General features: G+C 71.0%; 14 protein-coding genes. 8 read left to right on the forward strand and 6 right to left on the reverse strand.

Annotation, left to right across the window (positions count from 1 at the left end):
* Window positions 1–234 precede the first annotated feature (234 nt).
* Window positions 235–1,530: an MFS transporter gene (locus KIK09_RS37970; RefSeq protein WP_214324310.1), complete on the forward strand. Its 1,296-nt coding sequence runs from the start codon at window positions 235–237 to the stop codon at window positions 1,528–1,530.
* On the opposite strand, the gene KIK09_RS37975 is transcribed toward KIK09_RS37970, so the two are convergent.
* Both KIK09_RS37975 and KIK09_RS37980 read right to left on the reverse strand, forming a co-directional pair.
* A complete protein-coding gene (locus KIK09_RS37975) occupies window positions 1,514–2,446 on the reverse strand; it encodes an SPFH domain-containing protein (protein WP_214324311.1) in 933 nt (310 codons plus the stop codon). The genes KIK09_RS37970 and KIK09_RS37975 overlap by 17 nt on opposite strands.
* Before the next feature lie 65 nt (window positions 2,447–2,511).
* The gene (locus KIK09_RS37980; protein WP_214324312.1) at window positions 2,512–3,804 is read right to left on the reverse strand and encodes an MFS transporter; all 1,293 of its coding nucleotides are present in this window, start codon (window positions 3,802–3,804) and stop codon (window positions 2,512–2,514) included.
* A 90-nt stretch (window positions 3,805–3,894) separates the two neighbouring features.
* On the opposite strand from KIK09_RS37980, the gene KIK09_RS37985 reads away from it, so the two are divergent.
* The 6 genes from KIK09_RS37985 (at window position 3,895) to KIK09_RS38010 (ending at window position 8,468) form a co-directional block, all read left to right on the forward strand.
* A complete protein-coding gene (locus KIK09_RS37985) occupies window positions 3,895–4,575 on the forward strand; it encodes a GntR family transcriptional regulator (RefSeq protein WP_214324313.1) in 681 nt (226 codons plus the stop codon).
* 9 nt (window positions 4,576–4,584) lie between these two features.
* Window positions 4,585–4,947 carry a DUF2203 domain-containing protein gene (locus KIK09_RS37990; RefSeq protein WP_214324314.1) on the forward strand — a complete coding sequence of 121 codons (363 nt, stop codon included), beginning with the start codon at window positions 4,585–4,587 and terminating at the stop codon, window positions 4,945–4,947.
* A gap of 18 nt (window positions 4,948–4,965) precedes the next feature.
* Complete coding sequence (locus KIK09_RS37995) at window positions 4,966–5,823, forward strand: oxidoreductase (RefSeq protein WP_214324315.1); 858 nt, start codon at window positions 4,966–4,968, stop codon at window positions 5,821–5,823.
* 96 nt (window positions 5,824–5,919) lie between these two features.
* Window positions 5,920–6,915: a hypothetical protein gene (locus KIK09_RS38000; RefSeq protein WP_214324316.1), complete on the forward strand. Its 996-nt coding sequence runs from the start codon at window positions 5,920–5,922 to the stop codon at window positions 6,913–6,915.
* Between the two features lie 5 nt (window positions 6,916–6,920).
* Complete coding sequence (locus tag KIK09_RS38005) at window positions 6,921–7,898, forward strand: WD40 repeat domain-containing protein (RefSeq protein ID WP_214324317.1); 978 nt, start codon at window positions 6,921–6,923, stop codon at window positions 7,896–7,898.
* Between the two features lie 36 nt (window positions 7,899–7,934).
* The gene (locus tag KIK09_RS38010) at window positions 7,935–8,468 is read left to right on the forward strand and encodes a CGNR zinc finger domain-containing protein (protein WP_308164560.1); all 534 of its coding nucleotides are present in this window, start codon (window positions 7,935–7,937) and stop codon (window positions 8,466–8,468) included.
* A 96-nt stretch (window positions 8,469–8,564) separates the two neighbouring features.
* Here KIK09_RS38010 and KIK09_RS38015 read toward each other — a convergent pair whose 3' ends face one another.
* From KIK09_RS38015 to KIK09_RS38025, 3 genes are all read right to left on the reverse strand, one after another.
* Window positions 8,565–9,797 carry an MFS transporter gene (locus KIK09_RS38015; RefSeq protein WP_214324318.1) on the reverse strand — a complete coding sequence of 411 codons (1,233 nt, stop codon included), beginning with the start codon at window positions 9,795–9,797 and terminating at the stop codon, window positions 8,565–8,567.
* Window positions 9,798–10,157: 360 nt separating this feature from the next.
* Window positions 10,158–10,940 (reverse strand): DUF899 domain-containing protein, encoded by a 783-nt coding sequence (locus KIK09_RS38020; RefSeq protein ID WP_214324319.1) that lies wholly within the window; start codon window positions 10,938–10,940, stop codon window positions 10,158–10,160.
* An 873-nt stretch (window positions 10,941–11,813) separates the two neighbouring features.
* Complete coding sequence (locus KIK09_RS38025; RefSeq protein ID WP_214324320.1) at window positions 11,814–12,575, reverse strand: VOC family protein; 762 nt, start codon at window positions 12,573–12,575, stop codon at window positions 11,814–11,816.
* Between the two features lie 143 nt (window positions 12,576–12,718).
* Here KIK09_RS38025 and KIK09_RS38030 point away from each other — a divergent pair, with 143 nt between their 5' ends.
* Entirely contained in the window at window positions 12,719–13,348 is a 630-nt protein-coding gene (locus KIK09_RS38030; protein ID WP_214324321.1) for an alpha-ketoglutarate-dependent dioxygenase AlkB, read from the forward strand.
* 35 nt (window positions 13,349–13,383) lie between these two features.
* Here the strand turns inward: KIK09_RS38030 and KIK09_RS38035 are convergent, their stop codons facing one another.
* On the reverse strand, window positions 13,384–14,433 hold the full coding sequence (locus KIK09_RS38035; protein ID WP_214324322.1) for a WD40/YVTN/BNR-like repeat-containing protein: 1,050 nt from the start codon (window positions 14,431–14,433) through the stop codon (window positions 13,384–13,386).
* Window positions 14,434–14,477: the final 44 nt, after the last annotated feature.

Here is a 14,477-nt window from a genome sequence, read left to right on the forward strand (position 1 = left end):
GCCGGGCCTGGGGGAACGTTGACGTACAGGCAGGCTCACAGGCGCGCAGTTTATGCGTATTCGCGATGCGGTGTTCGAGGAATCGGCGGCGATTCAATCACAACGCGCCGGGTGTGGCCGAGATCACATCGTGATGCCGGAAGACGTTGACATACCCGCATAAAAGCGGCGAGTGTGGAGCAACTAGAAACGCGTTCTAGAGCGACAATCAAGGACCGTCCCCGGAGGATGGGCATGAAGCCGTTCTATGTCCGCGAACTGAGCGTGTACCCGGTCGGTAGTCGCCGGATCCGCCTGCTGGCCGTCGCCGTCCTGGCCAGCCTGGTGGCCAACTTCGAGACCACGATCGCCACGATCCTTCCCCTGCTGCTGAAGGACCTGAGCATGTCGCTCACGGTCTACGGCCTGATCGCGGCCACCTCCGTGCTGGTGGGCGGCCTGTCGGCGGCATTCGGCGGCATCCTGTCGGACCGCTGGGGCCGCGTGACGATCCTCGTCCCCACCCTCACCGTCACCGCGGCCTGCAACTTCCTGCTGGCCACCGTGAGCACCAGCGGCGGCCTGTTCGCCGTCCGCTGCCTCATGCTGTTCATCGAGGGCGCCGGGATCACGATCACCGCCTCGCTGGTGCGTGACTTCTCCCCGCGCCTGGGCCGCGCACAGGCCTTCGCCTTCTGGACCTGGGGCCCGGTCGGCGCCTCGTTCCTGGCCTCGCTGATCGCCAGCGTCACACTGCCGATGTTCGGCAACCGCTGGCAGTCGCAGGCGATCATCATGGGCATCGTCTCGCTGGTGCTCTGCGCCGTGATCATCTGGCAGATCGCCGAACCGTCCGCCGCGCTGCGCGCCCAGGTCATGCAGGCCGAATCGGAGGTCAGCGCCGAGGAGAAGATCGACCCTGGCAAGGTCAGGGAGCTCTTCAAACACCCGCACCTGTGGGCGCACGTCTTCGGCAACACCGGATGGCAGATCCTCTACTGGACCTTCGCCATCTTCGGCCAGACCATCCTGACCGACGCCTTCAAGGTCACCACCGCCCAGGCCAACGGCATCGTGGCGCTCGGGCTGGTGCTCAACGCGCTGGCGGTGATCGTGGTCGGCCGGGTCACCGACAGGCTCCAGCTGCGCAAGCCGTTCACGGCCGTGGGCACGGTCCTCACGATCGGGATGCTGGCCTACTACATCGCGATCATCGGCACCGAGGTCTCCTCCGCCCACGTCACGCTCGTCTACGCCTTCCTGTTCCTGTTCATGGGCGTCGCCTACGTTCCGTGGATGGCCAACTTCTCCGAGAACGCCGAGGACGTCGACTCCCGCCTGCAGGGCGCGGCGCTGGGCATCTGGGGCATGGTGGTCCGCGTCATGATCGTGGTCCTGCTCGTCGTCGCACCCCGCGTCGTGGTCGTGGGCGGCTGGCACACCTGGCTGCTCGTCGGCCTGGTGGGCCAGGCGGTCTTCCTGGCCTCCATGGTCGCCTTCAAGGGCAGATGGCGTACGGCGGGCGCCACGATGATCACTTCGAAGGGATGACCACCGACTGCGGGTTCCCCGGGGCGTACACCGTGATGCCCTGGGGGAGCGAGCGCAGCTTGTCGATCTCGGCGCACGCCGGGCACTTGTCGTAGCCGTCCTGGCGGGCGCGGTTGGCGTCCGCCTCCGCCCTGGCCTGGGCGACCTTCGCCTGGGCCTCGGACACGGCCGCGCTGGCGGCCAGCGACCTGTCGACCGCCTGCTGCACCTCGGCGGGCAACGACACCTTGGCCAGCGTGAAGTGCATCCCGGTCAGGAAGTCGCCGCCCAGCGTCTGCGGCAGGTCGCGGGCCAGCGCGGTGTTGACCGCGTTCTGCACCCTGGCGATGTTGGTGTTGCTGTCGAGCGGCTTGAGCGAGGCGCTCTGCAGCAGCGAGCAGGACGGCATCAGCTCGTTGCAGCGCATCGCGCCGATCTCGGTGCGCAGCGCGTTGTCGATCACCGGGCGGACCGCCTGCCCGAAGAAGGCCGACCAGCCGTCGTCGCCGTCCCAGGCGTACAGCGACTCGTCGTTCTGCGAGCGGAAGGTGCGCGTGCCGTACTTGTCGTCGAAGCGCTTGAGAGTCTCGTGGTCGAGGTTGAGCGTGAAGTACAGGGTGCCCTCGATGCCCAGGTTCACCCCGTCACTGCTCGGTACGGTCACCACGTCCACACCCAGCCGGCTGGCACGCTTGGGATCGGCGGTGATCGTGTAGAAGCGCTGCTGGGCGGGATACCGGTGGATAGACGACCACATCCCGGTCCACTCCAGGCCCGAGCCGGGGTCGATGACCTGGCGGACCCGGTTGTCGTCGAGCGGACCCCCGTCACGCACGACGGCGACCACTCCGGCGTCGGCGCTCTCGAGCCCTCGGACGCCCCCGATCAGCAGGGGGATCGCGACGATCGCCGCGATGATCATTAACGTGATGCGCATGGATGCCTCCCGGACGGGCGGCGGTGGCAGCCGCCGCCCGCCATCCTTTCGCGGGTCTGCCGGGATCAGTCCCGGACGGAAAAGGGCTCCGCGGCGAGATCGACGTCGCGGGTCTCCGGCGCGATGGCCAGCCCCAGGGCGGTGACCGCCAGCGCGACCACCACGTACACCGACACCGCCAGCGTGGTGCCGTAGATGGAGAACAGCTTCAGCGCGATGATCGGCGCCAGCGCGCCGCCCACGATGCCGGCCACCTGGTAGCCCATCGACGCGCCGCTGTAGCGCAGGCGGGTGCTGAACAGCTCGGCGATGAAGGCGGCCTGCGGGCCGTACATCGCGGCGTGCGCGATCAGCGCGACGATAGCGGCCAGCGCGATCATCGGGAACGACTTCGTGTCGAGCAGCGGGAAGAAGGCGAACACCCAGATGGCCGCGCCGATCACCCCGGCCAGGTAGACGGGCCGCCTGCCCACCCTGTCCGACAGCACCCCGAACAGCGGGATCAGCACCAGCTGCAGCGCCGAGCCGATCAGCACCGCGTTCAGCCCGAACGAGCGGGGCAGCTTCAGCGAGGTGGTGACGTAGACGAGGATGTAGGCGGTGAAGGTGTAGAAGGCCACGTCCACGCCGATGCGCGCGGCGAAGGCCGACAGCAGCGCCCGCGGGTGCGTGCGCAGCACCTCCAGCAGCGGCATCCTGGACTTCCGCGGCAGCTCGGCGAACAGCGGCGACTCGGTGACGCGCAGCCGCACCCAGAGCCCGACCAGCACGAGCACGCCCGACAGCAGGAACGGGATCCGCCAGCCCCACGACAGGAACGCCGAGTCCGACTGCGCGAACGACATGATCGTCAGCAGCCCGGTGGCCAGCACGTAGCCCGCGGGCACGCCGACCTGCGGCCAGCTGGCGTTGAAGCCGCGCCGCCGCTCGTCGCCGTGCTCCAGCGACATGATGACCGCGCCGCCCCACTCGCCGCCCAGGCCGAGGCCCTGGACGAACCTGAGTACGGCGAGCAGGACCGGCGCGGCCACGCCGATGGAGGCGTATCCGGGCAGCAGGCCGATGAGGAAGGTGGACAAACCCATCACGAGCAGCGTCACGACCAGCACGGTCTTGCGCCCCGACCGGTCGCCGAAGTGGCCGAAGACGATGCCGCCGAGGGGCCTGGCGACGAAGGCCACCGCGTTGGTGGTCAGCGCCAGCAGCGTGGCGTTGAGCGGGTCGAACGTCGGGAAGAACAGCTTGCCGAAGACCAGCGTCGCGGCCGTGGTGTAGAGGAAGAAGTCGTACCACTCCAGCGACGTGCCGATCAGGCTGGCGAGGATCACCCGCCGGGTCTGCGTGGGGGAGCCTGACATCCCATCGCTCCTTATGGAAGGGGGTGTCCCACCAACGTAGATATTGTTGAACAATTCGACAAGAGGTTTGTTGGATGATTCCTTTGAGGCGTGGACAACGTCGTCGCGGACCTGCAGCACGACCGGTCACGCCTCGGCCGGACGAGCACCGCCGAGCGCGTGGCCGACATCCTGCGCGACCGCATCATGGAGGGCTTCTTCAAGCCGGGGCAGCAGCTGTCGGAGGAGGCCATCGCCAAGGTGCTCGAGGTCTCGCGCAACACGCTGCGCGAGGCGTTCCGCCTGCTGGGCCACGAGCAGCTGCTGGAGCACCGGCTCAACCGCGGCGTGTTCGTCAGGAAGCTGTCGGCCGACGACGTGCGCGACCTGTACCGGGTGCGCCGGGTGATCGAGGGCGCCGCCGTACGCAGGAAGGTGCCCGAGGAGGCGCTGGGCAGGCTCCGCAGGGCGGTGGCCGAGGCCGAGCAGGCCGCCGCCGGCGACGACTGGCAGGGCGTCGGCACCGCCAACATCCGCTTCCACCAGGCGCTGGTCGCGGCCAACGGCAGCCCGCGCCTGGACGAGGCGATGCGGCAGCTGCTCGCCGAGCTGCGCCTGGTCTTCCACGTCATGGAGAACCCGCGCCTGCTGCACGAGCCCTTCGTCGAGCGCAACCGCGCCCTGCTCGAGCTGCTCGAGGCCGGGCGCGCCGAGGAGGCGGCCCCCTTCCTCGAGGCCTATCTCGACGACGCGGAACGGCTCCTCATCCACGCCTACGACCCGAACCGCTAACGTGCCGTCATGGACCGGATCTTCACGCTCGACGAGGCGCGTGCGCTCCTGCCCGCGGTCATCGAGGACGCCCGCGAGCTGATCGCCGCCCGCGCCGACCTGGCCGAGATCGCCTACGACCGGGAGAACGAGGGCTCTTCCGCGCTCGGCGGCCTGGCCGAGATGAAGGCGATCGAGGCCCGCATCGAGGAGACGCTCAGCAGTTGGATCGGCCAGGGCATCGAGGTCAAGGGCATCGCCCCCGTCCTGGTCGACTTCCCGTCCGTCCTCGACGGGGTGTCGGTGCGGCTGTGCTGGGTCGAGGGCGAGACCGAGCTCGGCTGGTACCACCGCACGGAGCTGGGCTTCCCCGGCCGCCGCCCGCTTCCCTGAGCTCTAGGGTGGGTGATCGTGACGAACGAACGATGGGCCTTGGGCGGCGACCTGAACGTCGCCAGGATCGGCTACGGCGCGATGAAGCTGACCGGCTGGCCGCGCGGCGAGGCGCCGGCACACGACACGGCGCTGGCCATCCTGCGCCGCGCCGTTGAACTCGGCGTCAACCACATCGACACCTCCAACTACTACTCCCGCGGCGGGGTGGCGGCCAACGAGCTGATCAGGCAGGCGCTGCACCCCTACCCGGACGACCTGGTGATCGTGACCAAGGTCGGGGCGCTGGTCGAGGGCTCCGACATCGCCCTGCCCGCCGAGGGGAAGAACGGCCTCACCCCCGACGGCCTGCGCCGCGGCGTGGAGGCGAACCTCCGCTCGCTCGGCGTCGACCGCCTCGACGTGGTCAACCTGCGGATGGGCGACCTCGACCGGTCCCAGGCGTCCCTGGCCGCGTCGCTGGAAACGCTGCTCGCGCTGCGCGAGGAGGGCCTGATCCGCCACCTCGGCGTCTCCAACGTGACCGCGGAAGAGCTGGCCCAGGCCCGCGCGATCGCGCCGATCGCCTGCGTGCAGAACCTCTACAACGTGTCCCGGCGCGACGACGATCCGATCGTCGACGTCTGCGCCGAGGCGGGCATCGCGTACGTGCCCTACTTCCCCGTCGGCGGCTTCCAGCCGCTCACCGCCCGGCACCTGGAGGCCGTCGCCGCCCGCCACGGCGCGACCGTGCCGCAGGTGGCCCTGGCCTGGCTGCTCGCCCGCTCCCCGAACATCCTGCTGATCCCCGGCACCGGCTCCCTGGCCCACCTGGAGGAGAACCTCGCCGCCGGCGCGCTCAAGCTGACCGCGGAGGACCTCGCCGAGCTCGGCTAGGGGTGATGACCGGAATTCGCCCGCATCGTGGCCGACCTGTGATCAACCGGTCACGGCAGGCACGGGTCTAACGGTGTGAGTGAAAGGAACACACCGATGAGGCACACCTCAGCGGCCGCCGCGCTCCTGGCGACGGCGGTCATCGGCGGGCTGGGGCTGGCACCCAGCGCCGCCGACGCCCAGAGCGGCCCAGCCACCGTGCGGGCCGCCTGGATCAAGTCCTGCACCAACAAGAAGGACGACACCAGCTACCCGTGCGGGCACTGGCAGCTGCTCATGCGCGACGGCAGCAAGCGCGAGGTCCGCGACGCCTCGGCCACCAGGGTCGACGTCAAGGGCAACAAGATCTACGACAACGGCATGTTCGCCGTCAGCGCCGACGGCGGCACGATCGTCTACGAGCGCGCGAGCGACCACCGCCTGGTCGTGCGGAAGGCCGCTGGGGGAGCGGCCACCGCGCTGCCCAAGGCGCTGACCGCGCGCGGCACCGACTCGATCGTGCTGTACGTGTCACCGGCGGGGGACCGGGTGCTGGTGGACTCCACCGAGGACGGGCGCACGCTGCCCACCCTGGTGTACACGGTGGCCACGGGCAAGACGGTCAAGCTACCCGGCGCCGAGGGGCCGGTCGGCTTCAGCGCCGACGGCGACGAGGTGCTGGCCATGCGCTACCCGACGGACAACACCGCGCAGATCATCGTGCACCGGCTCGACGGCACCACGATCAAGAAGACGCCGCCGCAGGTCGTGGCCAACGCCGCCGCCGACGCGCTCGCCGCCGACGGCAAGACCGTCGCGGTGTTCGTCTCCGGCAACACCGACAGGAACAAGCCGCCGCGGCTGCGCATGTACGACGTCGAGACCGGCGACCTGACGCAGGGCGTCGACCTGGCGCTCAAGCCGGGCAGCACGCCGTACCGCGCCTACTGGACGGCCGACGGCCAGCTGCGGGCCATCGTCTCCAGCGGCGACGACGGGAAGCCGGCGGTGGTACGGGTGCTCACCGTCGACCCGGAGAGCGGCCACGTGACCCAGGCCGACAAGTTCTCCATCAGCAAGCACAGGTACACCTACTTCACGGCCGGGGAGTGAAGGACATGAAGCTCAAGATCGCCGCGGCCGTCGCGGCAGGCGTCGCAGGACTGCTGGCCGCGCCCACGGCCGCACAGGCCGCGCCCCACCATGGCCACGACAGCATCCGCTACGCCTCGATCAAGGGGTGCAAGGCCTCCAAGGACGGCGAGATGAAGCCGTGCGGCAAATGGCGGCTGGTCATGCACAGCGGCATGATGAGCTCGCTGCCCGACGCCCAGACCGTCGCGCTGGAGGCCAACGGCAAGTCCTCGGTGTGGCAGGCCGCCCCGATCGCCGTCAGCGGCAACGGGCAGCGCCTGGCGTACTTCACCACGTCGGGGCGGCTGGCCGTACGGACCCTTGGCGGCGGGGTCAAGCTGCTGGCCAAGAACTCCGTGCCGCGGGTCGCGCAGTACAACGTGACGCTGCAGCTGTCCGACGACGGCGCCAAGCTGGCGGTCGTCATCGGCGGCGACAAGCCCAAGCCGACCCGGATCTTCGACACCGCCAGCGGTGAGCGGCTGGGCACCGTGCCCGGCGCCGAGACACTGATGGGCTTCAGCGCCGACGGCGACGAGGTGCTCACCAGCGCCGAGGGCGACGAGTCGGTGACCGACCTGGCCGTCTACGACGACCACGGCCAGCAGCAGCTGCGCAACACGCCGCCGCAGATCATCTCCGCCAACGCCCCCGAGGCGCTGTCGGGCGACGGCAAGACCGTGGCGAGCGTCGTGATGAGCGGGAAGAAGCAGCTCGTGCTCTACGACATGGACAGCGAGCAGGTGACGGCGCGCAGGAGCATCAAGCTGCCCGCCGGGGACCTGTTCATGATCGACTGGACCGGTGACACGCAGGTCACGCTGCACCTGGCCCAGTACCCGGAGAACAAGGCGACCAAGATGACGATCGTCCAGATCGACACCGAGACCGGTGCGGTCAAGGTCAGGGACAAGTACTCCTTCCTGAAGGACACGTTCGTCTTCGCCGCCTGCGGGGGTTGAGGTCCCGCCGTACGGCCCGCCGCGTACGCTGCCCTTGTGCCGGTTCACTCTGTGCGAGTCCACTCGACCAAGGACATGGCGCGGCGGGCCGTCGACCTCTGCGTGGAGCTGCTGCACGCCACGCCCACGCCCGGGTCGGTCGCCCGCGTCCTGCGCTCCCACGGCGAACCGTCCCCCGTGCTGACCTCCTCCGACGTGGAGGACCTGCGCTCGGCGGCCGTCAGGCTCGAGGAGGTCTTCGGCGCCTCCTCCGTGTCCGGCGCCGCCTCGCTGCTCAACCGGATGCTCGCCCACCCGCCGCGGCTGACCAGCCACGAGGGCACCGCCTGGCACCTGCACGCCGACAGCTCCGACGAGGCGCCCTGGGGGGAGTGGTTCCTGTCCTCCTCGGCGCTCGCGCTGTCCGTCCTGCTGGCCGAACACCAGCGCGTGCCCGGCGGCCTCTGCGCCTCGGCCGGCTGCCGCAAGCCGTACCTCGACCTCGGAGGCGGCAGCCCGCAACGCTACTGCACCCCCCGCTGCGCCACCCGCGAACGCGTAGCCGCCCACCGCGCCCGCACCCCCACCTAACCCCACCCCTACTCCCCACCCGCGCGCTCGCCCGACCCGCGCGTCCGCCCGCGACGCCCGTGCGCTTGTGCTGCTCGAGCGCGCATCCTGCCCTCGTTAACCCATCCTGCCCGCGCGCTCGACCGCCTCCGCCGTGTTGCGGGACGGCCCGCCGGGCGACAGCAGCCAGAACGCCGCGATGGCGACCACCTGGAGCACCGCCCCGGTCACCAGCGCCCACGGCGGCGACCACGCCACCAGCGGTCCCGCCACCGCCGACCCCACCGCGAACGACGTGATCTTCAAACTCGCCCCAGTGGTGAACACCTGCCCCCGCGCCTGCTCAGGCGCCTCCCGATGCCGAACGGCCATCACCGCCGTCAACTGAGGCCCCGAGGCAACCCCCACCACCACAACCCCCACCACAGCCCACCCCACACCCCACCAGCCACCACCCACCGAGCCGGCACCCGCCGCAGTCGTCACCGCCGCGGTCGCTCCCGCCACGGCAGTGATCGCCAGGCCCAAGCCGAGCACCAGCGTCGAACCCACCAGCACCGCGTCCGGGCGCCCGGCCAGGCGTCGCAGCGGACCTGCCAGCAGCCCGTTCGCCGCCAGCGCGAACAACGCCACCACCGCAAGCAGCAACCCGCCGAACCCGGCCCCGGCCCCGAACCGGATCCCCAGCACGGGCGCCGACACCACCAGCATGGCCATCCCCGCGAAGGACACCATCGACGCCACCGTGGTCCGCAGCAGCGCCCGGCTCACCAGGATCGCCCGCACCCCCTCGGTCAGATCCCGCACTCGCACGGCCGCCGCCCTCGGCCGCGGGTTGACGGGCAACGTCCAAGCAGGCAGTACGGCAAGCAACACCAGACCCACCGAGATCCCCACCGCGCCGTAAGCGCCCACCGCCGTCGCCGCCAACCCCGCCAGCGCGGGCCCCGCGAGCCCGGCCAGGTTGTAACTCATCGAATCGAGCGCATTGGCCCTGGCCAGCCGCGCCCCAGGCGCCACCTGCGGCACCTGCGCCGTCCACCCGCCGGTCAGCGCGGGCCCCAGCAACCCCGCCACCACCGCCACCCCGACCAGCACCGCCGCAGGCACACGCCCCAGCCCCGCCAGAATCACCCCCAACCCGACCGCATAACCCCCCAGGCACCAGGCCAACGCCCGCCCCGGCCGCCGCACCCGGTCAAGTACGGCCCCCAACACGATCCCGCCCACCGCCGACGACACGGTCAACCCAGCCAACAGCCACGACGCCACCACCGGCGACCCGGTAACGGCCAACCCCGCGATCAGCAACGCAGGCCCCGACATCTCATCCCCGGTCCGAGCCGTCACCGCCCCAACCATGTAACGCCAAAACATACCCAAGACGTTACACGCCAACCCCTCACCGCTCCCCACTCACCCCACCTGGCCCCCGCGCGGCGTCGACCTCCGCACCGATTCGGCCCCCGTTCCCACGCCCGCCCACGCCGTGCTGTCCACACCGTGCTGCCCGTGTCGTGCTGCCTGGTAGGCGAGGCTGGCCTGGGCAACGACTCTCCTCCCAGGAGCTCTTCATCTTCCGGGTGAACCGTTCGCCGGCCGGAGGCGCGGGCGGACTCTCGCATCGTCCGGAGGTGTGGGCGGACTCTGGCGTCGTCCGGAGGTTCCGCCTGGCGCCGAACACCTTTGCCGGGGCCGTCGGCGAAGGTGTCAGTGGTGGTGGTCGTGTCGGCCGAGGGTTTCCACGGAGGTTGCGCCGGGGCGGGTCCACTGCGCGACGGGGCGGCTGGTCGGGCCCCAGGTGGCGTTCCCGTTCGCGTCCGAGCGCCAGTACCAACATGGGCCGCGTCCCTCGGGCCAGCCCTCGGGGTTGTCCTCCCACGTCTCGCCGCGGCCGTAGGGCGTCATGTCGAGCAGGGCGAAGGACCCGTTGGCCGGCTCGTTGCCGCGGCCCGTCGTGGAGTAGGTGAGGAACACGCGGTCGCCGTCGCGCAGGAAGCAGGTGAGGTGCCCCATGGGGCCGCCGACCGGCGCGTCCACGTCTCGCACCGAGTACCAGGGCTGGGTGTAGCCCATGAACTCGACGTAGGAGGCCACCTCGTCCCATGGGCCCGTGGTCAGGATGGCGAAGGAGACGCCGCGGGCGTTGAGGTAGACGGCGTCCTTCAGGTGCCAGGCCGTGGTGGTGCAGCCCTCGCACTGCCCCTGGTGCGGCGCGCCGTCGTACCACATGTGCTTGTAGACCACGAGCTCGTCGCGGCCCTGGAACAGGTCCAGGAACGGGACCGGGCCGTCGGGTCCGACGACCTCGACCGTCCCGTCGAACTCCACCATCGGCAGCCGGCGGCGGGCCGTGGCGATGGCGTCGCCCTCGCGGGTGTGGGCCTTCTCGCGGACCAGGAGCTCGTCGCGGGCGGCCTGCCAGGTGGCCAGGTCGACGATGGGCGGGCGGCCGGGTAGTGCGGTGGTCGGGTTATTCGGTGTGGTCGTCATGGTGTTCTCCGTGGTGTCTCGCACCGGGCGTCGTAAGACCTTCTACGACGGTCACCAGTACAGACCCGCGACCCGGCCGGAACTCATCGCGGCAGGGCGCGCCCTCGGCCGAGCCGGCACCACCCACGTCGGACTGACAAGTTCACAGACATACTCACACACGCACAGCCCGCGCAGGCGCGAGCCGCGCGGGCACGAGCCGCGCCCATGAGCCGCGTGGGCACAAGTTGTGCGCCCATGACCTCGTGCGCGTGAGTCGCGCACGCGTGAGTCGCGCCCCTGAGTCGCGGGGCATGAGCCGCGCACCCATGACTCGCGCCCACGAGCCGCCTGGGCGCGAGTTGTGCGGGCATGAGTCGCGCGCCCATGATTCGCGCCCACGAGCCGCGTGGGCACGAGTCGTGCGCCCATGACCTCGCGCGCGTGAGTCGTGCACGCATGAGCTGCGCCCCTGCGTCGCGCGGGCATGAGCCGCGCGGCCATGACTCGCGCCCATGAGCCGCCTGGGCGCGAGTTGTGCGGGCATGAGTCGCGCGGTCGATCGTCAGCCCGGTAGGCGTCGCGGTGGTGCGTCCCTGGGCGTCGTCGGTGTATCCGGAGTCGGCCAGCCGGTCTCCGTCGTCGTAGGTGTGGGTCTCGGTGACCGTGTCGGAGTCGCAGCCGCTTCTGGTGAGCGAGGTCCTTGCGCGACCGGACGACGAACGCACATGACCGCGCGTGTGAGTCGTGTGGGCACGATGCTGTACGGCCGGCCGCGCGTTAGTGAGTTCGCGCCTACCGAACCCCGCCACGGTAGTGCGGCGGGGTCCGGGCTGTGGGCGCGGGTGGGATTACGTGCGCGCCCACGGGGCGGGGGTGGCTTGCCGTACGGGATCAGGGGGTTGTGCTGGTGATGATGGCGAAGGGGGCGCCGTGGGGGTCGGAGAGGAAGGCCATGCGGCCGACGCCCTCGATGTCGCCCGCCGGGACGCGGACCGTGCCGCCGAGGTCCTGGGCGCGGGCCGCCGCGGCGTCGCAGTCGGGGACCTCGAAGTACGGCAGCCAGTGCGCGCGGTCGCCGGGCTGGAGCTGGACGATGCCGCCCTGTCCTGACTGCTCGTCGCCCTCGGCGGGGGAGATGACGGGATAGGACAGGTCGCCCATCGGCATGTCCTCGATGCGCCAGACGAAGACCGAGCGGTAGAAGGCCTGGATGGCGGCCGGGTCCGCGACGTAGAGCTCCACCCACCCCAGCGAGCCGGGCTCGGTGACCATGCCGAGGCCGCGGAAGTCGCCCGGCTGCCAGACCGCGAACTCCGCGCCCGCCGGGTCGGTGAACTGGGCGGTGCGCCCCTCGGTCATGACGTCCTCCGGCGGGACGCGCACGGTGCCGCCGGCCTGCTCGACGGCCTTGGCCGTGGCGTCGGTGTCGGCGGTGTGGAAGTAGACCATCCAGGCGGGGGTGGCGCCCTCCTCGGTGAGCCGGCCGAGCCCGGCGACCTGCTTGCCGTCGACCTCGAAGAAGCCGTAACCCTCTCCGACCGGGTGATGGCTCCAGCCGAGCGTGCCCGAGTAGAACGCGGCGGTGGCCGGGACGTCTGGGCTGCCGTAGTCGATCATGCAGACGGATCCCGGCACGTACTGGGTGGTGAGCATGGCGTGCTCCTTCGTCGTGGTTGTGCTGTGGGCCGCAACCTCACGGTGCGGGTATGAGGTCCACGCCAACTCACACACTGGCACGGGCCTCCGGCAAAATGAAGCTCGAAAAGGTGTTTGAAAGATGCGCTAGGATCGCGGGTATGACGGCTGTATTCCAAGCATCATTGCTGGGGCTGGACGAGGAGCCGTGGCCGCGCGGGCTTGGGGAGTCGGTGCGGCGGACGGACCTGTCCGGCGGTGCCTGGATCGACGTCAGGCCGGAGTGGATGGCCGGCGCCGACGCGCTGTTCGATCGGCTGCTCGATGAGGTGCCGTGGCGGGCCGAGCGGCGGCGGATGTACGACCGGGTGGTCGACGTGCCGCGGCTGCTGTGCTTCTACGACGAGGGCGAGCCGCTGCCGCATCCCGCGCTCGAGGAGGCGCGGCGGCTGCTCAACGAGCACTACGCGGCCGAGCTCGGTGAGCCTTTCCGTACGGCGGGCCTGTGCCTCTACCGCGACGGCCGCGACAGCGTCGCGTGGCACGGCGACACGATCGGACGCGGCAGCACCGAGGACACGATGGTGGCCATCGTGTCGGTGGGCACGCCGCGCCCGCTGCTGCTACGGCCCCGCGGGGGCGGGCCGTCGATCCGTCGCGAGCTCGGCCACGGCGACCTCATCGTCATGGGCGGCAGCTGCCAGCGCACCTGGGAGCACGCCATCCCCAAGCTGTCGCGCCCCACGGGCCCGCGCATCAGCATCCAGTTCCGCCCACGCGGCGTCAGGTAGCCGTACACATTCAGAGATCGCGACCGCGGGTGGGGTCAGGGGTGGTCGAAGGTGAGGCGGGCGATGCGGCCCTGCTCGCCGGAGGCCCAGCAGGCGAGGTCCCGCGTGCACGACACCGTGTCGAAGGACCCGGAATCGAAGGTGCGCCACTCGCGCCCACCCGTGAAGGTGATGTCGCTGCCGGTAGGCCCGACGGCGACGGCGGCGAAGGGCAGCCACGCCACCCCCGACCGGTACGCGGGCGGCGGCGCCGTCGACGGCTGCCACGTGGCTCCGCCGTCCGACGTGGTCGCCCCGGCGGAGGGAGAGGCCTGGCCTGGCCGGTAGTCGCCGCCGACCGCGACGCCGTGGCGCGGATCGCGGAAGGCCAGCGCGAAGACGCCCTTGGCCGGGTCCGCGGCGGGGATGGGCGTGTCGGTGACCGTCCAGGTCAGCCCGCGGTCGGCGGAGCGGAAGACGCGTGAGCGCTCCGCGCCCCCGGTCGCCAGCCAAGCCTCCCGCCCCGAGGTCACCAGGCACTGGCCGCTGGCCGCGAACGCCGCCTCACCGGGCAGCGCGTCGGGCATCCCGGCCGACGGCAGCACCTGCCAGCTCCGCCCGCCGTCTGAGGTCGACAGCAGCCGGAAGCGCCCGTCGACGGGGTCGCTCACGGCCAGGCCGTGGCGACGGTCGAAGAAGGAGAGGCAGTCGTAGAAGGCCGCGGGCTCGTCGTTACTGAAGGCCTCGCTCCAGGTACGGCCGGCGTCCTCGGTCCGGTAGATCCGCGAGTCGCCGCCGTCGCCCACCGACAGCACCACCGCGCTCCGCGGCGAGAAGGCCTCCACGTCGCGGAACTGCAGCGCCTCCGCCCCGGGCGGTGAGACGTTCTGCCAGCTGCGTCCGCCGTCGGCGGTCCGCAGCACGGTCCCCGACGTCCCCGCGGCCCACACCACGTCCCTGCTGACCGGCGCCAGCCCGCGGAAGCGCGCGGTGACGCCGGTGTCGGTGAGCTGCCAGCGCGGCGACGGCGTGGCCGCGTGCGCGGGAAGCGGCGCGGCGAGCAGGCAGGCAGCGGAAAGGGCGGTGAGCGCGGAGACAAGCCTCATGCCGGGCAACGTAACCCAGGAGATCACGATTGAGTAGGGGCATA

Origin of the sequence: Nonomuraea sediminis, assembly GCF_018531495.1 — a bacterium.
GTDB lineage: Bacteria > Actinomycetota > Actinomycetes > Streptosporangiales > Streptosporangiaceae > Nonomuraea > Nonomuraea sediminis.